Genomic DNA, 18,114 nt, shown 5'->3' on the forward strand with positions numbered 1-18,114 from the left:
GTTTCTTTGCGGGGTAAGGAAGTGCTAATTTGTTAAGTAAGGACGCCACATTTTTGGCATAATTCATCAGGTTGATTCGGCCTTTAGGAAAAAACGTGAAATATTTGCTGATTTTTTTGTTAGTGCTCGTCATTTTTGTGATATCAGTCACGCTCGGAGCAAATAACGATCAGGTTGTTACTTTCAATTATTTATTGGCTCAGGGCGAATATCGGGTATCTACCTTGTTGGCGACGCTGTTTGCCGCAGGTTTGGTTATGGGATGGATTATTTGTGGACTTTTTTATCTGCGGATTCGAATTTTATTGGGTCGTGCAGAGCGGAAAATTAAACGCCTTGAATCGCAGCAAGAGCTACCGATTGAACCCAGTGCGACTGCATCCACACCTGCTGTCGGCAAGGAATAATTTTCTATGTTAGAAATGCTGTTTCTGCTGTTACCGGTCGCTGCTGCCTATGGTTGGTATATGGGGCGTAGAAGTGCTCAGCAGGATAAGCAGCAGGATGCTAACCGCCTGTCTCGTGAATATGTGGCCGGGGTTAACTTCCTCCTCTCAAACCAGCAAGACAAAGCGGTTGATCTGTTTCTTGAAATGCTGAAAGAAGATAGTTCAACAGTTGAAGCACATCTGACGTTAGGTAATCTGTTCCGCTCTCGTGGTGAGGTTGACCGAGCTATCCGCATCCATCAAGCCTTGATGGAGAGTGCCTCTCTGACCTTTGAACAACGATTGCTGGCCGTCCAGCAGTTGGGTCGCGATTACATGGCTGCGGGGTTATATGACAGGGCGGAGGATATGTTCAACCAATTGGTTGAGGAACAAGATTTCCGGCTTGGCGCATTACAGCAGTTATTAGTTATCCATCAGGCGACCAGTGATTGGAACAATGCCATCGAAGTGGCAGAAAAACTGGTCAAGATGGGTAAAGATAATCAGCGACTGGAAATTGCTCATTTTTATTGTGAATTGGCGCTGCAAGCGATGGGCAGTGATGATCTCGATAAAGCAATGAGTCTGTTGAAGAAAGCGGCCTCAGCAGACAAACAGTGTGCCAGAGTGTCCATCATGCAAGGTCGGGTGTACCTGGCCAAGGGTGAGTATGCGAAGGGCGTGGAAGCGCTGGAGCGCGTGCTGGAGCAAGATAAAGAGGTGGTCAGCGAAGCATTGCCGATGCTGAGTGAATGCTATCAACACCTACAACAACCTGAAGCCTGGGCTAATTTCCTGAAACGCTGTGTTGAAGATAATACTGGCGCGACGGCTGAGTTAATGTTGGCGGAAATCCTTGAACAGCATGAAGGCCGAGATGTAGCGCAAAACTATATTAATCGCCAATTGCAACGCCATCCAACCATGCGCGTGTTCTATCGGTTGATGGACTATCACCTGGCTGATGCCGAAGAAGGGCGCGCGAAAGAGAGTTTACTGCTGTTGCGCGATATGGTTGGCGAGCAAATTCGTACCAAACCGCGTTATCGCTGCCATAAGTGTGGTTTCACCGCGCACTCACTCTATTGGCATTGCCCGTCTTGTCGTGCCTGGGCGTCTGTTAAACCTATTAGAGGGTTGGATGGTCAATAAGTTGTCGGTTATTCAGGGATATCGGGTGAATTGAATCACCCGACAGTGATTTATGATCTATTTTTTCTTCTGCGGCGCTTTTAGCAATTGGCGCAGTTTCTTCAATTCTTTCTGGCTCAACGGCTGTTCTGAAATCTCTTCCACGCCTTGGTTATCAATCTCGTTGTGATGTAGTTTGGCGTCTTTGCGGCTGCCCTTACCGTTTTTAACATCAACCTCAAAACTTTTTTCTAATCTTTCGCAGACTTCGGTGCTGAGAGAAAACTGTTTTTCTAGGGCAGCAGCTTTAATTTTCTCTTTTAATTCCAGCGGGATTTTAATGGTTAAGGTAGATATTTCGCTCATCATATAACCTTCAACTTAGGGGAAAATACCAAGCTAAGCGAGGGAAGCGAAACTGTCTAGGGGATAACACAATTGTCACAAAAAATTCACATTGAGCCTTTTCAGACATATACAATGGCAGAAGGTTAGGTGACCTGAAGTGATGAAAGATTATAGTTTGGCGTAACCGATGCCAGGACCCGTTACGCTGAAGATGAATGAAGCTTACGGGCGAGTGTGCGGATAATGTATCAGGTCGTGGAAACGCACAGAATGGTCGCTTTCATTGCGATAGGTGTGCGGGCAATCAGCCGCAAACCGCAGTGCCTCACCGGTAGTCAGCCTTCGGGTCACGCCATCGACGGTGAGTATCAGCTCCCCTTCAATGACAATCACATGCTCAATCACGCCAGCTTCGTGTGGTGTTGACTCACTGCATCCACCTGGTTCAAGGTCGATAACAAACATATCCATGCGCAGTGTAGCGTCATAAGGAAACAGCGGTACGACACGCATCCCTGACGTTTCGCTATTGAACGTGGTGAGTAAGCCGTGACGGTGTAACGCAGCAGACTGCGCCGGCGGTGTTTCAAGAAATTGTGAAAAAGAGACGTTGAGACCACTGGCGATTTTCCACAGCGTCGCCACTGTTGGGCTGGATTCGCCGCGTTCAATTTGCCCCAGCATCGCTTTACTGACGCCGGTTCGCTCCGCCGTCTGGCTCAAACTCCAGCCTCGTTCGCGGCGAACATTTTTCAGTTGGTTGCCAATATGGTGGGCGAGTTCTTTCATCTTGACTCCTGTGGCGGTACTTTTTATTGAATGCAATTCTTCATCGAATACAATTGTGCGTTATAACGTACAGTGATATGGTGAGCACGATAAATATACGTTATAACGCACGACAGCATACCGCTTGCGTTCGATAATCAGAAGGATTTTCCCCGATGGCATCGCGTTTCCGTTTGCAAGATTTAACTTTTTCTGCAGTAATCGCCGGTTTTGTGGCTGTTTTGGTCGGCTATACCAGCTCTGCGGCAATAATTTTTCAAGCAGCGGAAGCGGCCGGTGCCAGTGTGGCACAAATTGGTGGTTGGCTGAGTATGCTAGGGCTGGGAATGGGGGTGACTAGCATAGGGTTATCGCTCTATTACCGCACGCCAGTGGTCACTGCCTGGTCAACGCCTGGTGCTGCGTTGCTGGTGACCAGCTTGCCTGGTACATCGGTCAATGAAGCTATTGGGGTGTTTGTGTTTGCTACTGGGCTTATTCTGCTGTGTGGTGTGACCGGGTTATTCGCCAGACTGATGCGTTATATTCCTCAGGCACTGTCGGCGGCGATGTTGGGCGGGATTTTGTTGCGGTTTGGGCTGGATGCTTTTACCTCGTTGCAAAGTAATTTCGCGCTAGCTGGCGCTATGTGTCTGGTGTATCTGCTGGCAAAACGAACGTTTTCGCGTTATGCGATTGTTCTGGCACTGGTTGCCGGGCTGATTGTGGCCGGATTACAGGGCAATATTGCACTGCATGGCCAGACGTTGACCTTTGCTACCCCTGTATTTGTCATGCCGCATTTTACGATCTCAACTCTTCTCGGTATCGGAGTTCCGTTTTTCGTGGTGACAATGGCCTCACAAAATGCACCGGGCATCGCTACGCTGAAAGCGCATGGTTACAATCTACCTGTTTCCCCCCTGATTTCATGGACAGCACTCACCGCGCTGGTTTTAGCACCGTTCGGCGGGTTTACCGTCTGTATCGCAGCGATTACGGCGGCGATCTGCATGGGACAAGATATCCATCCTGATCCGAAAAAACGTTATATGGCGGCGGTCGCTGCTGGGGTGTTCTATCTGATCGCCGGTGTGTTTGGTGGCTCAATCGGTATGGTGTTTACTGCACTGCCGGTAGCGCTAATCCATACTATTGCTGGTCTGGCCTTACTTGGCACCATTGCGGGCAGTTTGTATCGTGCGTTGGAAAATGAGCGTCAGCGTGACGCAGCGATTATCACGTTTTTGATAACGGCTTCTGGCGTGACGTTGTTTGGGGTCGGCTCCGCATTCTGGGGGCTGGTCGGGGGCATATTCGCACATCTGATCCTCAACCTCCCTGCGCGCAAAACGGAACACGACACTCGGAACCGTTGAGTTTGTTTCTATTCTGGGAAACCTCCTGACATATGCGTCTGCCAGTCAATATGCAGTGCCTGCATTTCATTCTGGAATACATGGCTTTTTGCCACCAGCCATTATCGAGGTACAGCATGCAGCCGCTACAGGTCATATTGCGAAGAGCCGCTGGCTGAACATACCCCGCACCGCGTATTACTGGTATGGCGGTTTTATAGCAAAGCGGGTGGCCATGATGCTGGACTGTTTTGATGTATACCTGTGGAATGAAAGGAGAGTGGCGTGGTTTTTGTAGGCGATGCGCTAACGTGGTTGCCTGCTTAGAATTAGAAAACAGTCTTAACGTGGGATATTTTCCAAGCGCCTCCTCAATGTGAGTTCCTCGTACCATTGCTATTCAATATAGTCACTGCATGGATGCAGTACTAAAGCTCAATGAAGGTTAAAGTGCTGAATGGCTGACCTGCTGGTGTTGTATGCAGTGGCAACAGCAACCCCCTGATCAGTATCTCCTATTGTTATTGCAAGTTTAAAATGTCACCCAATCCCGAAAAGTAGAAATGTCACTTTTCAAGATGAGTAGGCGTATAATATGTGCAATTAAAACCTGATATAAGGACGTGGCATGTTTAGACCAAATAGCTTAATTATCTATGTTGATGATGTATCTCTAAGTACTGAATTCTACAGAAAAATATTGAAGTCTGAGCCTTTGGAAACCTATGAGGAGTTCTCTGTTTTCGCTCTCAGCACAGACTTTATTTTAGGCATCCAGTCCAAGGCGGGAATTGACCCCAAACCCCAGCCTCATTTTGGTGGGTTTGAAATTTGTCAATCTGATGTTTCCCGTAACGATGTCGATTTGATATATCAGGAATGGAAAACTCTTGGTATTGAATTCGAACTCGAGCCAACAGACCTTGAATTTGGCTATACATTTGTTGCAACAGATCCTGATGGTCACAGATTAAGAGTATGTGCAACTGACACCAGTAACGTTGCTTGAGTTGTGCAGTGAAAATCCCGTAGAGCAAGCCTAAATATTCTACTTTTTCAGGTTTGCTTTAAACTCATAGGAATTGATCCGTACTGGATTGACGGCTCGCAGTTGTTCCTGAATTCTGGCCTGTGCCCGGCGTCTTGGCATCGATTTACTCCGGCTGTGTTTATCCTGACGCTCCAGCTCATCCATTTTATCCTACTCCAATTGCTGCTGATGCCGTCGAGACGAAGCCTGTCTAGCCCATTCAACCCGGCCTTTCGCCTGGGGACACTTGGCGCAGATGAGGTTAACACCAATATCATGAGGTACCCATTCGAACTGCATTGTCCCCGTCAGTGCATCGTTCGGGTGATTGACCCGGAATCCTGCCGTTCAGTCAGTTCCTTCTGAGCAGCTGTATCACGCCGCCTGAGCCGTTTTTCACATACCGCCTGAATGACGTTAACTCGATTTAATTCTTCATCTGACATCGTCACCAGCATCAGGATGTCCTTGTTGCAGCATAGGTTTTATCCTTTATGCGCAAAAAGTGATATTTCTAAACGGCTAAAAGGGGACATTATCGTATTGGTGCTACACCCCTCATGCCCCCTTAATTAACCGTCAGCCGTAAAGCCAAATTATGCGGATAGGGGTCAAAGTATTTTTGCGTCAGCAGGTAGCTGTCTGGGTATTCGCCCAAATAATGCTTAAGCAGTGTTAACGGCGCGAGTATTGGCAGCAACCCCTCGCGATAGTGGAGGATCACATTATTCAGCTCGCCGCGCTGACGCGAGTTCAGCTGGTTACGAAAATACCCCTGAATATGCATCAGCACGTTGGTGTGATTCTTGCGCGAGGCGGGTTTTCTCAAGATCGTCATCAGTTTTTCGCGATAAGCCACGAAGAATGCGTCCAGGTCTTCCCACTCGTGCAACGAGGCGACAAACGGTCCAATTTCTCGATAACCCACCTGATGGTGCGCCAGCAACTGGAGTTTGTACCGGCTGTGATAGTCGAGCAGCGCACGGCGGGTCAGGCCGTTGGCTTTCAGGGTATTCAATTCGTGCAGGGCGAAGATGCGCGCGACAAAGTTTTCCCTCCGCACCGGGTCGTGCAGGCGGCCATCTTCTTCGACGGGTAACCACGAGTATTTCTCTAGCAGCGCCTTGGTAAAGATGCCTATGCCTTCTTTACGCCCGCGATTGCCTTTTTCATCGTACAACCGCACGCGTTCCATACCGCAGCTCGGCGATTTGGCACAGACGATAAAGCCCGACAGTTCGCCCAAACGTGAGAGATAGGAATCCGTGAATTCGGCCATTTTCTCAGTCACATCGTCGTGTGGCGCTTGGCTGAAGTGCAGCCGGAAATCCCCATCGGCGGTCTGAACCAGGCGAAGTGCCGGACGGGGAGAGGGCAGACCGATGGACATCTCCGGGCAGACGGGTTTGAAAGTCACCCACTGCGCCAGCCCGTCCATGACAAAGCTCATGCGTTTATGTCCACCGTCAAACCGTACGGTCGCGCCGGTTAAGCATCCGCTGATCCCAATGATGGGTTGATTATTCATATCGAGATCCTCTTACTGTTCTTTTCGGGTGAAGAAAAGCGTGACCTGACCGACAGTGATGCCGAATTTCTTCATCTCTGTTTTATTAAAAAGATGCGTGTCATCCTGCAGGTACATCCAGTCATCAAAGTGAAGCAGCCAGGTACTGCCATTGGCTTTCACGTTCATGCTGTAACGCCAGTTAAAGGCGTTGCCTTCTGCCACGCCACTGGCAACACCTTCAATATCACCTGCGGTGCCTTCGTAACGATTGGTGCCGACACGCCGGATATGCCACACCCGTTGCTGCTTCTCGCCATCGTCATAGACAAAGTGTTCATTTAACGTCAGCGTGTCGCCGATGACATTGCCGCTGATTTCCACGTGGAAGCGGCGCAGCTGTTTTCCGCTGCGGTCCTGTACCATGCCCCATGCCTCTGTTTTCCCCTGGAAGTAGTGGAAGATATCGAGCGGCGGTTGTTGATGCCGGTAGTCGCTGATGTCTGTGCTACACCCCACCAGAAGCAGCATCAGCGTCAGGCCAAGTGTCAGAATGCGTTTCATTTTTCACCTCCGATCAACTGCTGACGTAGTTCGGAATATTGCGTATGGGGATCGAGCCAGATGGCCAGAAAGTTTATACTGAAGGCCGCAGACTGACTGGGGCCGAGCGGGGTAAAGCTTTGTTCTGCCCCTGAGGCGCGATACCAGAACTGCCCCAGCTTATCCTTAAGAACAAAGGTAAGCTGCGAGCCCGACGTGACGTCCGGCCAGAGTGACTGCAGCATGTGCAGCCATGCTGCGCTCTGTGGTTCGCGCTCCAGAATCCCCTGCGCCCGCCACTGGTCACGGGTGGCTTCGACCAACTGTTCACGATCGATGTCGCGTTTGTAGGTAATAATCAGCGCCTGATCCTGCTCTGGCCCGTGATAGCGACCATCCGGGGTACTCAGTTGGGAGGTATAAACGGTAAACGGCCCCCATGTCAGGCTGGCATCACCCACTTTGCGCCAGCTTAACCAGTCGGCCGCATGGGCGACGGGCGCGACGGCCGCCAACCACAGCAGCATCAGTAAAGAGGTTCTCATTGCCGCCTCCTCGTCAGAATATAGAACAACAGCATCAGAACCAGCCAACCCAGAGCCATCCAACTGACGACGATAAAGGTCGGCTCCCGGAAAGTAATGGCCCCCAGATGTCCGCCAATCACATACGCTGCGGGACCGCCAGCGGTAGCCAGCACAGTCAGTATCCACCCCGGCAGTGTGGTCGTGAGGGTCAAGTGGGTCCAGACGGTGGCGAACATCAACCATAGCGCCATCATCCACAGGGGCAACAGCGCGTCGCTGTTAAAGCCGATCAGCCCCGTCAGCACCCAGAGGGCATCGAGACCGCTGCCCACCGCGGCCAGCAGCAGGGCGTAAACACGGTGTGCAGGCGACAGCATCAGACAGGCCAGGATCGCCAGGGCGAGCCACAGAAACAGGCCACGTTCGCGAAACAACACTACCAGCGTCCAGTAGAGATCGAACGCTAGAGTCATCAGCACGACCTGCACAGAGCGGTTCATACGCGCTCTGCGGTCAGCTGCACCACGCTGATGGTGCGCGCGTTAAAACCGGCTTCGCAGTAGCCAAAGTAGTAGAGCCACATACGGCGGAACCTTTCATCAAAACCGAGCTTTTCAATATCCTGCCAGGCGTGCAGAAAACGCTGCCTCCAGTGCGCCAGCGTGCGGGCGTAGTCTGGCCCCATATCGAACAGATTACGGACGACAAAATCGGTGTGACGCGTCATCAGTTCACTCATTGCCGTGATGCTCGGTAGGAACCCGCCGGGGAAGATGTAGCGCTGGATAAAATCGACGCTTTTACTGTAGTCGCGGTAGCGCTGATCCTGAATGGTGATGGCCTGAATCACCATTTTGCCGCCCGGGCGCAGGCGGGCCTGACAGGTGCGGAAGAAATCCGGCAGGTAGCGTTTACCCACGGCTTCAATCATCTCAACCGATACCAGTTTGTCGAATTTCCCGGTCAGGTCACGGTAGTCGCACAGCAGAACCTGAACTCTGTCCTGCAATCCTGCGCGGGCAATCCGCTCTGTAGCCCAGATGTATTGCTCCTGCGACAGCGTCGTGGTAGTGATGCGGCAGCCGTAGTGACGGGCGGCGTATTCCGCCATTGCCCCCCAGCCGGTGCCGATTTCCAGCAGGTGATCGCTTGCGGTCAACGTCAGTTGTTCGCACAGGCGCGCCATTTTTGCCTGCTGGGCTTGGGAAAGAGCCTGATCGTCGGCCGTGAACAGTGCGCTGGAGTAGAGCAGATCTTCATCGAGAAAGTGCGCATAGAATTCGTTACCCAGGTCGTAATGAGCGGAGATGTTTTCTCGCGCCTGTTTGCGGTAGTTACGCCGCGTCCAGTGACGAAGCCGCTCCAAGGGATTGCCCAGCAGGCGAAAGCCACTTTCCAGCCTTCCCAGCACCTTGCCGTTGAGGGCCAAGATCTGCAAAAGCGGGGTTAACTGATGCGTCTCCCACTCACCCTCCATCCAAGATTCTGCCGCGGCGAGGCTGCCGCCGGTGAGCAGACGCCAGTAAACACCCGGCGCGAGGATTTGCACTTCAGCACGCAGCGTGGAGGACTCATCGCCAAAATGGAGGGTCTGCTGTCCTTCACGCACGGTGAGTGAACCCTCGCGGATACCGCTCAGCAAACGAAAGAGTAGCCAGCGCGCGATACGGGCGTTACGAGGGATATCGGATTCAAGCGCAAAGGCAGGATCGGTCATGAGCGCTAACTCCTTCTGACGGGATGGTTGTACAATGGCACGCGTTTAAGCCACAGCCGTAACGCTTGCCAGTAAATTGCCAGGACGGTTTTCAGGGTCATCAGCGGTATGCGCAGCAATATCGATCTTAGGGTCGCGCGCGTTAGGTGCTCACGGCGAAGCGCGAGCGTGGCGTCGAACACCTTTGATTCCTGATGATTTTCGATATGCATATGCAGCGTTTTACCGGGAGCATTGAAGCGCCAGTGATAGACCATATCCATCGGATTAAATGGGGAAACATGAAAGGTTTTCGGCTGCGGGCGAGCCGCCTGGCCATCCACCGCATAGTAATGGCGCTCGTTCCACGGGGTGTTGCGCACTTCGGCCAATATCCAGCGCAGGATGCCCGTACTGTCATAGCAGTAGTAGAGATTGATCGGATTAAAATGGAAGCCGAAATAACGAAGCTGGGTCAGGAGCATGACGCGGCCATCAGGACGTTCCCCTGTTAGGACTTGCAGCCGGTCAAGAGCGTTCTCTTTAAGCGGTATGCCGAGTGGGTAATCCGCATCATGGAAGGCGGCTGCGGCAAATCGATTACGCCGGATCCCCACCGACGGCAGCACATCCAGCTCGTCCAGATCGATCCAGGCCATAAACACGTTATAGCGAAAATGGTGTGATTTCGGCTGGAAGCGACGATGGCGTAACACACCCTGGTAAAGACAGCTGTTCATCTTACAGGTCCTCTCCAGCAGCGATCCCTTTCACCACGTCCAACGCGCTGCGCACTCCATCCTCGTGAAAGCCGTTGTACCAGTAAGCGCCACAGAACCAGCTCCGTTGGTGGCCGTTAATCTCGCTACGGCGCAACTGAGCGCGCCAGCTTTGCGGGTTAAACAGCGGATGCTCGTAGACAAAGCGTTTCCAGACGTAGCGCTCGTCTACCGGCGTTTCCGGGTTCAGGGTGACGCAGAACAGGGGGCTACCCTCAGGTAACCCTTGCAAGATATTCATGTTGTAGGTGACGCAGGCGCTGGCTTGATCCCGTTCGCTCAGGCGATAGTTCCAGCTTGCCCAGGCACGCTCGCGCACCGGCAGCCATCGTGGATCTCTGTGCAAAACCACCTCGTTATGTTGCCAGTCAATATCGCCCAGAACCTCGCTTTCTGCAGGAGTTGGATGAGCAAGCATCGCCAGCGCCTGTGCCGAATGACAGGCGAAGATCACCTGGTCGAACGAGTGTTTCGACTGCGCAAGGTGGATTTCAACACCGTCGGTGTGGCGGACGACCTGCTGCACCGGAGCGTTGAGGTGCAGAGTCAGGCGGTCACCCAACTGGGTCAAAATAGCGCAGACGTACTCGCGAGAACCGCCCGGCACCACATACCACTGTGGACGGTGGGTAACGTCTAGCAGACCGTGATGCTCAAAGAAGCGCAAAAACAGCGGAAGTGGGAAGCGGCGCATCTCCTGCAGCGACGAGGACCAGATGGCAGCCCCCATTGGCAGGATATAATGACGCGCGAAAAACGTGCTGAATCGGTGCTGTTCGAGAAAAGTCTGCAGCGTGGCATTTTCGTTAACGTCGCCCGCCAACGCCTCTTTTGCCAAGCGGTTGAAGCGCACGATATCTCGCAGCAGCCCCCAAAACGCCGGATTAACCAGGTTACGGCGCTGTGCAAACAGCGAGGTGAGGGTGTGACCGTTATACTCAAGCCCGCTTTGCGGATTATGTACGGAGAAGCTCATCTGCGTTTTTTGCCCGCTGATGCCCAGCTCGCTGAGCAGGCCCATAAAGCGCGGATAGGTACGGTCGTTGTAGACGATAAAGCCGGTATCAATGGCATACGTGCCCTGCGGCGTGCTGACATCCACCGTAGCGGTATGTCCACCCAGCGTGGGTTCCGCTTCGAAAAGCGTAACCTGATGATGCCCAGCCAGCCGCCAGGCACAGGTGAGCCCTGCAATACCGCTGCCGATAATGGCGATTTTCATGAGCGAACCATCCTGCGTAACAGTCTGCGCTGAAGGAAATTGGGGAGCCCTGAAAGCAGCTTCATGGCCAGGCTGAATCCGGTGGGAAAGGCGATGTGCTTTTTCCCTTTCGCCAGCCCGCGACGGATAGCCTTCACGGCATCGTCGACGCTCACCTGGCCGGGCATGGCAAAATCATTTTTACGGGTAAGCGGCGTATCTACAAAGCCAGGTGAAACAACCGTGACGGCAATGCCTTTGGGTTCCCAGTCAAGGCGCAGGCTATTGGCAAACCAGGTGAGGGCGGCTTTTGACGCGCCATACGCCTCTGCTCGTGGGAACGGCAGCCAGTGCGCCATTGAGCTGACCAGCGCCACACGACTTCCTGGAAGGAGCTGGGTCTGAAGTGCGGCCAGACAGTTCACTGGCCCCTGGAAGTTGGTACTCATCACACGTTCCACCAGAGCGGCATCCACCACACCCTGATCCAGGTATTCGCAGGTTCCCGCACAAAGGACGGTCAGATCGGCAGTGCAATCTGCAAGTGCTAGACGGCAGGCCTCCCTGTCTGTCATATCGAACACGCGTAATGTGATATTCGGGTTGTACTGCTGAAGTGCTTCCAGCCTGGCCTTGTCTCGCCCGCAGGCAATAACTTGGCAGCCGTCATCGGCCCAGGACTTCGCGAGCCCGGCACCAATACCGGAGCTTGCGCCGGTGATGAGGACAGTCATCATGAGCGCATTCTCCTTTTGACACTTCGCACCGCCCAGCCAAGAAGGGGAAGATGTTCGTAGATCATCTCCCCAGCATCGTAGTAATCACGCTGGCGAATAATCAGGTTGTCCTGCGCATCGACGAGTGAGCATCCTGTGAGGACTAGCGTTTCTCCCCCTGAAATGCGTGGGTGAGACCAATGCATTGCCCAGGTTACGGCAAAACGATGACCTTCGCAGAGGGGGGGATCGATTGTAAAGCGGCAATGCTTAACATTGGCCAATAGATGAATGAAGTAACGCTGGATCGCCAAAAGACCCTGATGCTCGCCAAACGGGTCGCTCAGCCTGGCATCAGCATGATAGATCTCCGCCAACGCGGATGGCGGCTGGTTATCCAGCTTGCTGTAGTAATCAACAAACCGGTTGATGATGGATGACATAGAGCTCATGAGTCTCACCTGAGAGTGAACAACGTAGCGTTACTGCACAGTTAAAAATTACACAATTACTGTGGTTTGTCCAACTTTGGAAGGGTGATAATTATTTTCTCAGTAGCTTCAACGTATTAAGCTTGCATGCTCATACTGTTGACTGCGCAACATGAGCATGCTTTATCTTCAACTTCCTTTGTAGGTAGAGTATCCATACTGGCTTAACAGCAGTGGGATGTGCAGTTTTTCATTGGTCTTAGTGACGGTAAACATCACAGGGATCTCTGGGAAGAACGACGTTTGCTTCTGTTGGTGGAAATAGTCACCGGTTTTGAAGGTCACTTTATAAATTCCCGGCAGCATATCCTGGTCCTGTGGATATAGAGATTTAATTCGCCCATCTTCGTCCGTTTTACCGCTAGCCAGCGTGACCCAGCTATTTTGCTGCTCTTTTTCAAGCGAGACGGTGACATTCGGCGAAGGAATACCTGTCTGTTGGTTCAGAATATGGACGCTCAGCGTGCCTGTTGGGGCACTGAATGCGACAGGAGCCATTGCCAGAGAGGTTAGCAGAATAATACCGGTAGCTTTTATCATCATGATTTCCTGTAAGGGTTAAACACACAGGGAAAAGATAGCATCCCTGTGAAAAATAAATATTCAAACTTTGGTGATAATTAACGCAAGAACAACGTCAAAGTGTAATGACCTCAAGAGACATCACCTGTTGTTGCCACTGTTCAATCTGTTGTTTGCGGGCGGGGGTAAGTTTCCCTGTCATGACAAGCAGCCATTTTCTTTCAGGAAACAGCTCAGGAGCCAGACTGGCAGGCGGAACGGGAAGGACATCAATGTGCTGCCCTTGACCAGTACGCCTGAGCGCTTCCAGCCAGATTTCGCACGGGTCTGATAGGTACCAGCCGGTGATCAGATATTTATCCCCTACGGTTTTTTTGTCCCTTTCGAGGCAAAATGAGGTATAGGATATGATGATGCCATCCAGGATTTCGCGCAGGGTCATCATCGCTGGAATATTGGCAGAGACTTTACTGCGCAGCGGACGCAGCACTTCCGTGACCAACTCAGGGCGAGGATATTCGCGGCCAGAAACGTAAATCTGCTGGCGCAGCGATTCGATTTTTCCCTCTTTGAGCAACTGCAACATCTTTTCTTGCAGAGTAAGCCAGTTGTTTGTCGGACCTTCTGCCGGGCGCGCGAGCAGGGGTTTTACCTGGCTGATGGTTACCCCTTTTTTTACCCAGTCGAGAATTTTGAGCGCCTGCTGGACATCATCATCACTGTACTGGCGATGCCCACCATCGGTGCGCATCGGTTTAAGCAGGCCGTAACGACGCTGCCAGGCGCGTAATGTGGTTGCGTTTATTCCGCAAAGCCGGGCAAATTCGCCGATAGAGTAAGCCATGAGAGACATCCGATAACAAAGAATACTTTCAATATACTACGCATAATGCCAGCTTGAATGAAGTGTCGGGCGTTTGTACGACACTTTACTCACAACTGTGCCTCAAACCTCAACTTTACCAATCCTTCCAACGTATCCACAATCAGATCCCAAAAGGCGATTTTATTAAGTCTCACTGCCACCTGGGTATGGTAATCCGCTGGGCCAGCGCCGCTACACCGTTACCGGACGTTCAGGCGCGGTAAAGCAGATCGTATCCATGCTCTGGCCACACCGCTGGTGAAGTTATCGACTGAAAGACAGGGTGGCGCATTTTGATGCCAAACCGGCAGGAATCAGGGCCATGTTCAACCATTAATTCGACCCGGCCAGAACGGCAGAGCTGCGGGACAGGATGCTTGCTGTGGGGCTCGCGATATGACATTTTTCATTGTCACTTAATCTGAGCCTGAGATTGCGCTGATTGCGAGCCGCTACAACTATAGGGGAAAAGTGCTGAAACCACTTTTCCCCTTTGTCACTTAGCGGTAAATAACTGCCGTACCGTGCAATTTGTTATTGCCGGTTGCTGAGGTTATCAGGTATGAGGTTGCGCCGGCTTCATCTGCTTTTTTCGACAGTGCGTTTTCTAATTCTGTTAATGTACCGGCATTGCTGGCGGTCACGGTGCCAATCTCACTTAAGCCTGTTGCTGGGGCATGCTGGATTTGTGTGGCAGCAACACTGGCAAAGGATGCGAAAGAAAGAGCCAATGCAGGGATAATATATTTAATATTTTTCATGTAAAACTCCAGTTACATATTAACCATTTAAATAACAAATTGTTATTTAAATCATGATATAGACAATCAATGTCTTGCGATGGGGTACATGATAGCGCACGGTTATTTAAATAAAATCACAAAAAATTGATTTTTATCATCAAATTTTTTGAATTAGACTTTACCTTTCTTGAAACTTTTTTACTTAACTACGGGTATAAGGAATATGCCTGCTTTGCATAAACCTACGTAACCAAATAAAGCCTGACAAAGAGCGGTCAAACTCACACTTCCCGACGGCTGTAATTTCAGTGGCACACCCTGTAGAATGTCACTGTTATCATGATTAATTGACTGAAAAAGGCTTGAAAATGACGTCTGCAACTAAAACTAATAGCAGTGGCTCAATATCTTCCCCGATCGTTGTTGCACTGGATTATGCCAATAAAGACGCGGCGTTAGCTTTTGCTGATCGTGTTAACCCACGAGATTGCCGATTAAAAGTAGGCAAAGAGATGTTTACTTTATATGGCCCCCAATTTGTTCGAGACCTTCATCAGCGCGGCTTTGAGGTCTTTCTGGATTTGAAATTCCACGATATTCCTAACACTACCGCCCGTGCGGTTGCGGCGGCGGCGGAACTGGGGGTGTGGATGGTCAATGTCCATGCCACTGGGGGGATGCGTATGATGACTGCAGCAAAAGAAGCGCTATTGCCCTTTGGCCAACAAGCACCACTACTTATTGCCGTGACCGTGCTAACCAGCATGGATGGCGAAGATTTACGTGATATTGGTATTAATATCACCCCAGCTGAACATGCGGAGCGGTTGGCGAAATTAACGTGGGATTGTGGTTTAGATGGCGTAGTGTGTTCTGCCCACGAAGCTGTGCGCTTAAAGCAGGTGTGTGGTGAGGATTTCAAACTGGTGACGCCTGGGATCCGCCCGGAGGGCAGTGATGCTGGCGATCAGCGCCGTATTATGACGCCAGAACAAGCTGTTGCGGCGGGTGTGGATTATATGGTGATAGGGCGTCCGATCACCCAATCCCCCGACCCGGAAAAAACATTAACCGACATTCTGGCCTCTTTGGGTAAGGGGGCAAAATGAGTCATGATAATAGCCGTTTGGTCTATTCAACTGATACCGGGCGTATCACTGAGCCTGAGGTCAAACCGCAGCGGCCTAAAGGCGATGGTATTGTTCGCATCCAGCGTCAAACCAGCGGCCGTAAAGGCAAGGGCGTGTGTTTGATTACCGGTATTGATGGCAGTGATGAAATGCTGGAAAAACTGGCAGCAGAATTGAAGAAGAAGTGCGGTTGCGGTGGCTCGATTAAAGATGGAGTCATTGAGATTCAGGGAGATAAACGCGATCTGCTTAAGCAACTGCTCGAAGCCAAAGGGATGAAAGTTAAGCTGGCGGGTGGGTGAGAGAAATTATAACACTTTGCTTTATTGAGTGGAGTTTGACGGGGTGACTGCCCCGATGGGCGCTCCAGCAGCTTACGCTGCTACGACCCATTCGGCACATTTCCCCGTCAGTCAACTTTGTTATCGCTAAGGTTTCAAGAATAAAACAAAATATCCAAAGCAATTGAGACTGTAGCTAGGCGGCAAACGAATAAATCCCGATGAGCTGACTTATGTCAGTAATTCGGGTGCATGAGAGCCGCCAACAACGCTACAGTTTCAAGAACGAAGGATAAGTTTATTTGCCGACCTGATGGCCAATAACCCCACCAACAGCAGCACCGCCTAGCGTCCCTAAGGTACTGCCTGTCAATACGGCACCACCTACTGCACCAGCACCAGCACCAATTGCGGTATTACGGTCACGTTTGGACATGTTGGAACATGCAGATAGTGATAGGGCCAGCGTTAGTGCCAATGCGGCAGTCGCAAATTTCTTATTGATCATCATAATTATTATCCTCACGTTGGCTTAGTACAAATCCATACTGAATTAAACTTACCTTAATCAGTATAGGTATTATATTAATATTAAGCGTCAGCACATTCCATTTGTACTTAGAATAAAAACGCTATTTTGATTTGAATTTGGAATTAATATTGAGAACGCGTTTCTTCATCAATAGAATTAAGTATAAACGCCTGTAATTCATTTAGTAGGTAAATAGTCCTAATTTAACTCGGTTAAAGGTTTAATTAAGGATTATCTGAAGCCACTGGCACAATTAACTCATTGTCTGTACTCAACAAAATCAGATTACATGGGCAGCCCATCTCTCAGACTTCACTTTCCAGCCAATCCGCACGCAGTTTATAGCTATTTCTCCCATACCTGTTCCCCCCTGTGGCGCTGAAAATGAAACAAATTCAGTTATTCAGGATACTATAATGCTCAACGAACTGAAGCAGCAGGTGCTTGCTGCTAATCTGGCACTGCCACGCCATAATCTGGTCACTTTCACCTGGGGAAATGTCAGTGCTGTCGATCGTCAAAAAGGCCTCTTGGTGATTAAGCCTTCTGGCGTTGAGTATGACGTGATGACGGTGGATGATATGGTGGTCGTGGAGTTGGAAACCGGCAAAGTGGTGGAGGGCAGCAAGAAGCCTTCATCGGACACCGACACACATCGGGTGCTTTACCTTAATTTCCCTCAAATCGGCGGTATCGTACATACGCATTCACGCCACGCCACTATATGGGCGCAGGCTGGTTTAGATTTACCTGCTTGGGGCACCACGCATGCGGATTATTTCTATGGCGCAATCCCCTGTACCCGCCTGATGACACCAGAAGAGATTGCTGGCCGTTATGAATGGGAGACAGGTAATGTCATTGTCGAGACATTCGTTGATAGAGGTATTAAACCCGAAGATGTGCCCGCCGTTCTGGTGAATTCACACGGGCCATTTGCCTGGGGAACCGATGCTGATAATGCGGTACACAATGCAGTTGTGCTAGAAGAGCTGGCTTATATGGGGATCTTCTCACGCCAGTTAAACCCGCAACTGCAGGATATGCAGCCCCAATTGCTGGATAAACACTACCTGCGCAAGCACGGGAAAAATGCCTATTATGGGCAATAAAAACTGCGTTTAGCCGCCGCCCGTGTTTAGTCTTGCACGGGTTTTTCCAACCATAATATCGAGTCGCTAATATCCAGTATTTTTGCTTCGACTTGTGCGATTGCATCATTGATACCCTGATTGTAAAAATGTGCACCCAATTCTCGACTGATAAATTGCAGTAAGAATTCGGCGTCAAAATCTTCTAACTCAATATTGTGCTCTTGTTCCAAATAACGTTGAAGCTTGTATGTCATGCGCTGAGTTTGTTCGCGGGTGAAAGTGATTTCTGCCATTGCTGCTCCGTTAACTCGTCATACTTCAAGCTGCATGTGCGTTGGCTGCCATCACTTACCCAAGTGATTGAGTTATCTCAACTCCTTGGGTTCATTCTGTTGCCGCCTTCCTGCAACTCGAATTATTT

General features: G+C 50.8%; 23 protein-coding genes and 3 pseudogenes. 9 read left to right on the forward strand and 17 right to left on the reverse strand.

Features of this window, described 5'->3' with window-relative positions; genetic code table 11:
* Nucleotides 1-95 precede the first annotated feature (95 nt).
* Both ACF3VQ_RS09775 and lapB read left to right on the forward strand, forming a co-directional pair.
* Nucleotides 96-407, forward strand: a complete 312-nt coding sequence (locus ACF3VQ_RS09775) for a LapA family protein (RefSeq protein WP_392435062.1) — start codon at nucleotides 96-98, stop codon at nucleotides 405-407.
* 6 nt (nucleotides 408-413) lie between these two features.
* On the forward strand, nucleotides 414-1,583 hold the full coding sequence (gene lapB / locus ACF3VQ_RS09780) for a lipopolysaccharide assembly protein LapB (RefSeq protein WP_392435064.1): 1,170 nt from the start codon (nucleotides 414-416) through the stop codon (nucleotides 1,581-1,583).
* Nucleotides 1,584-1,640: 57 nt separating this feature from the next.
* Here the strand turns inward: lapB and ACF3VQ_RS09785 are convergent, their stop codons facing one another.
* Nucleotides 1,641-1,928 (reverse strand): hypothetical protein, encoded by a 288-nt coding sequence (locus ACF3VQ_RS09785; protein WP_392435519.1) that lies wholly within the window; start codon nucleotides 1,926-1,928, stop codon nucleotides 1,641-1,643.
* Nucleotides 1,929-2,132: 204 nt separating this feature from the next.
* On the reverse strand, nucleotides 2,133-2,699 hold the full coding sequence (locus tag ACF3VQ_RS09790; protein WP_392435065.1) for a helix-turn-helix domain-containing protein: 567 nt from the start codon (nucleotides 2,697-2,699) through the stop codon (nucleotides 2,133-2,135).
* Nucleotides 2,700-2,854: 155 nt separating this feature from the next.
* On the opposite strand from ACF3VQ_RS09790, the gene ACF3VQ_RS09795 reads away from it, so the two are divergent.
* Nucleotides 2,855-4,057 carry a benzoate/H(+) symporter BenE family transporter gene (locus ACF3VQ_RS09795; RefSeq protein ID WP_392435067.1) on the forward strand — a complete coding sequence of 401 codons (1,203 nt, stop codon included), beginning with the start codon at nucleotides 2,855-2,857 and terminating at the stop codon, nucleotides 4,055-4,057.
* Nucleotides 4,058-4,664: 607 nt separating this feature from the next.
* Nucleotides 4,665-5,045: a VOC family protein gene (locus tag ACF3VQ_RS09800; RefSeq protein WP_392435069.1), complete on the forward strand. Its 381-nt coding sequence runs from the start codon at nucleotides 4,665-4,667 to the stop codon at nucleotides 5,043-5,045.
* A 39-nt stretch (nucleotides 5,046-5,084) separates the two neighbouring features.
* Here ACF3VQ_RS09800 and ACF3VQ_RS09805 read toward each other — a convergent pair.
* The 12 genes and pseudogenes from ACF3VQ_RS09805 to ACF3VQ_RS09860 form a co-directional block, all read right to left on the reverse strand.
* A pseudogene (locus tag ACF3VQ_RS09805) lies at nucleotides 5,085-5,234 on the reverse strand (ISNCY family transposase); the annotation flags it as partial.
* Nucleotides 5,235-5,634: 400 nt separating this feature from the next.
* A complete protein-coding gene (locus ACF3VQ_RS09810; RefSeq protein WP_392435071.1) occupies nucleotides 5,635-6,594 on the reverse strand; it encodes a YbgA family protein in 960 nt (319 codons plus the stop codon).
* Between the two features lie 12 nt (nucleotides 6,595-6,606).
* A complete protein-coding gene (locus ACF3VQ_RS09815) occupies nucleotides 6,607-7,137 on the reverse strand; it encodes a DUF3833 domain-containing protein (RefSeq protein ID WP_392435073.1) in 531 nt (176 codons plus the stop codon).
* Complete coding sequence (locus tag ACF3VQ_RS09820; RefSeq protein ID WP_392435075.1) at nucleotides 7,134-7,661, reverse strand: hypothetical protein; 528 nt, start codon at nucleotides 7,659-7,661, stop codon at nucleotides 7,134-7,136. Before ACF3VQ_RS09820 ends, ACF3VQ_RS09815 begins: the two co-directional genes overlap by 4 nt.
* Nucleotides 7,658-8,143 carry a DUF2878 domain-containing protein gene (locus ACF3VQ_RS09825; protein ID WP_392435077.1) on the reverse strand — a complete coding sequence of 162 codons (486 nt, stop codon included), beginning with the start codon at nucleotides 8,141-8,143 and terminating at the stop codon, nucleotides 7,658-7,660. The genes ACF3VQ_RS09820 and ACF3VQ_RS09825 overlap by 4 nt, the downstream gene beginning before the upstream one ends.
* On the reverse strand, nucleotides 8,140-9,360 hold the full coding sequence (locus tag ACF3VQ_RS09830) for a class I SAM-dependent methyltransferase (protein ID WP_392435079.1): 1,221 nt from the start codon (nucleotides 9,358-9,360) through the stop codon (nucleotides 8,140-8,142). The genes ACF3VQ_RS09825 and ACF3VQ_RS09830 overlap by 4 nt, the downstream gene beginning before the upstream one ends.
* A gap of 5 nt (nucleotides 9,361-9,365) precedes the next feature.
* Nucleotides 9,366-10,079 carry a DUF1365 domain-containing protein gene (locus ACF3VQ_RS09835; protein ID WP_392435081.1) on the reverse strand — a complete coding sequence of 238 codons (714 nt, stop codon included), beginning with the start codon at nucleotides 10,077-10,079 and terminating at the stop codon, nucleotides 9,366-9,368.
* Between the two features lies 1 nt (nucleotide 10,080).
* On the reverse strand, nucleotides 10,081-11,340 hold the full coding sequence (locus tag ACF3VQ_RS09840; protein ID WP_392435083.1) for an NAD(P)/FAD-dependent oxidoreductase: 1,260 nt from the start codon (nucleotides 11,338-11,340) through the stop codon (nucleotides 10,081-10,083).
* On the reverse strand, nucleotides 11,337-12,056 hold the full coding sequence (locus ACF3VQ_RS09845) for an SDR family NAD(P)-dependent oxidoreductase (protein ID WP_392435085.1): 720 nt from the start codon (nucleotides 12,054-12,056) through the stop codon (nucleotides 11,337-11,339). Before ACF3VQ_RS09845 ends, ACF3VQ_RS09840 begins: the two co-directional genes overlap by 4 nt.
* Nucleotides 12,053-12,487, reverse strand: a complete 435-nt coding sequence (locus tag ACF3VQ_RS09850) for a nuclear transport factor 2 family protein (protein WP_392435086.1) — start codon at nucleotides 12,485-12,487, stop codon at nucleotides 12,053-12,055. The genes ACF3VQ_RS09845 and ACF3VQ_RS09850 overlap by 4 nt, the downstream gene beginning before the upstream one ends.
* 168 nt (nucleotides 12,488-12,655) lie before the next feature.
* Nucleotides 12,656-13,069 (reverse strand): hydroxyisourate hydrolase, encoded by a 414-nt coding sequence (gene uraH / locus ACF3VQ_RS09855; RefSeq protein ID WP_392435088.1) that lies wholly within the window; start codon nucleotides 13,067-13,069, stop codon nucleotides 12,656-12,658.
* A gap of 94 nt (nucleotides 13,070-13,163) precedes the next feature.
* On the reverse strand, nucleotides 13,164-13,892 hold the full coding sequence (locus tag ACF3VQ_RS09860) for a MerR family transcriptional regulator (protein ID WP_392435089.1): 729 nt from the start codon (nucleotides 13,890-13,892) through the stop codon (nucleotides 13,164-13,166).
* Between the two features lie 198 nt (nucleotides 13,893-14,090).
* On the opposite strand from ACF3VQ_RS09860, the pseudogene ACF3VQ_RS09865 reads away from it, so the two are divergent.
* Both ACF3VQ_RS09865 and ACF3VQ_RS09870 read left to right on the forward strand, forming a co-directional pair.
* Nucleotides 14,091-14,171, forward strand: a pseudogene (locus ACF3VQ_RS09865) (hypothetical protein); the annotation flags it as partial.
* Between the two features lie 7 nt (nucleotides 14,172-14,178).
* A pseudogene (locus ACF3VQ_RS09870) lies at nucleotides 14,179-14,313 on the forward strand (hypothetical protein); the annotation flags it as partial.
* 100 nt (nucleotides 14,314-14,413) lie between these two features.
* On the opposite strand, the gene ACF3VQ_RS09875 reads toward ACF3VQ_RS09870, so the two are convergent.
* Complete coding sequence (locus tag ACF3VQ_RS09875) at nucleotides 14,414-14,674, reverse strand: YdgH/BhsA/McbA-like domain containing protein (protein ID WP_392435091.1); 261 nt, start codon at nucleotides 14,672-14,674, stop codon at nucleotides 14,414-14,416.
* Nucleotides 14,675-15,024: 350 nt separating this feature from the next.
* Here ACF3VQ_RS09875 and pyrF point away from each other — a divergent pair, with 350 nt between their 5' ends.
* Nucleotides 15,025-15,765 carry an orotidine-5'-phosphate decarboxylase gene (gene pyrF / locus ACF3VQ_RS09880; protein WP_392435093.1) on the forward strand — a complete coding sequence of 247 codons (741 nt, stop codon included), beginning with the start codon at nucleotides 15,025-15,027 and terminating at the stop codon, nucleotides 15,763-15,765.
* Nucleotides 15,762-16,088, forward strand: coding sequence for a stress response translation initiation inhibitor YciH (yciH, locus tag ACF3VQ_RS09885; RefSeq protein ID WP_392435095.1), 327 nt, complete (start codon nucleotides 15,762-15,764; stop codon nucleotides 16,086-16,088). Before pyrF ends, yciH begins: the two co-directional genes overlap by 4 nt.
* 277 nt (nucleotides 16,089-16,365) lie before the next feature.
* Here the strand turns inward: yciH and osmB are convergent, their stop codons facing one another.
* On the reverse strand, nucleotides 16,366-16,581 hold the full coding sequence (gene osmB, locus ACF3VQ_RS09890; protein ID WP_392435521.1) for an osmotically-inducible lipoprotein OsmB: 216 nt from the start codon (nucleotides 16,579-16,581) through the stop codon (nucleotides 16,366-16,368).
* Between the two features lie 434 nt (nucleotides 16,582-17,015).
* Here osmB and araD point away from each other — a divergent pair, with 434 nt between their 5' ends.
* The gene (gene araD, locus ACF3VQ_RS09895; RefSeq protein WP_392435097.1) at nucleotides 17,016-17,711 is read left to right on the forward strand and encodes an L-ribulose-5-phosphate 4-epimerase; all 696 of its coding nucleotides are present in this window, start codon (nucleotides 17,016-17,018) and stop codon (nucleotides 17,709-17,711) included.
* A 26-nt stretch (nucleotides 17,712-17,737) separates the two neighbouring features.
* Here the strand turns inward: araD and ACF3VQ_RS09900 are convergent, their stop codons facing one another.
* Nucleotides 17,738-17,986, reverse strand: a complete 249-nt coding sequence (locus ACF3VQ_RS09900) for a DUF2164 domain-containing protein (protein ID WP_050298177.1) — start codon at nucleotides 17,984-17,986, stop codon at nucleotides 17,738-17,740.
* Between the last annotated feature and the right edge of the window lie 128 nt (nucleotides 17,987-18,114).

The organism is Yersinia fenwicki (assembly GCF_043099325.1).
Classification (GTDB): domain Bacteria; phylum Pseudomonadota; class Gammaproteobacteria; order Enterobacterales; family Enterobacteriaceae; genus Yersinia.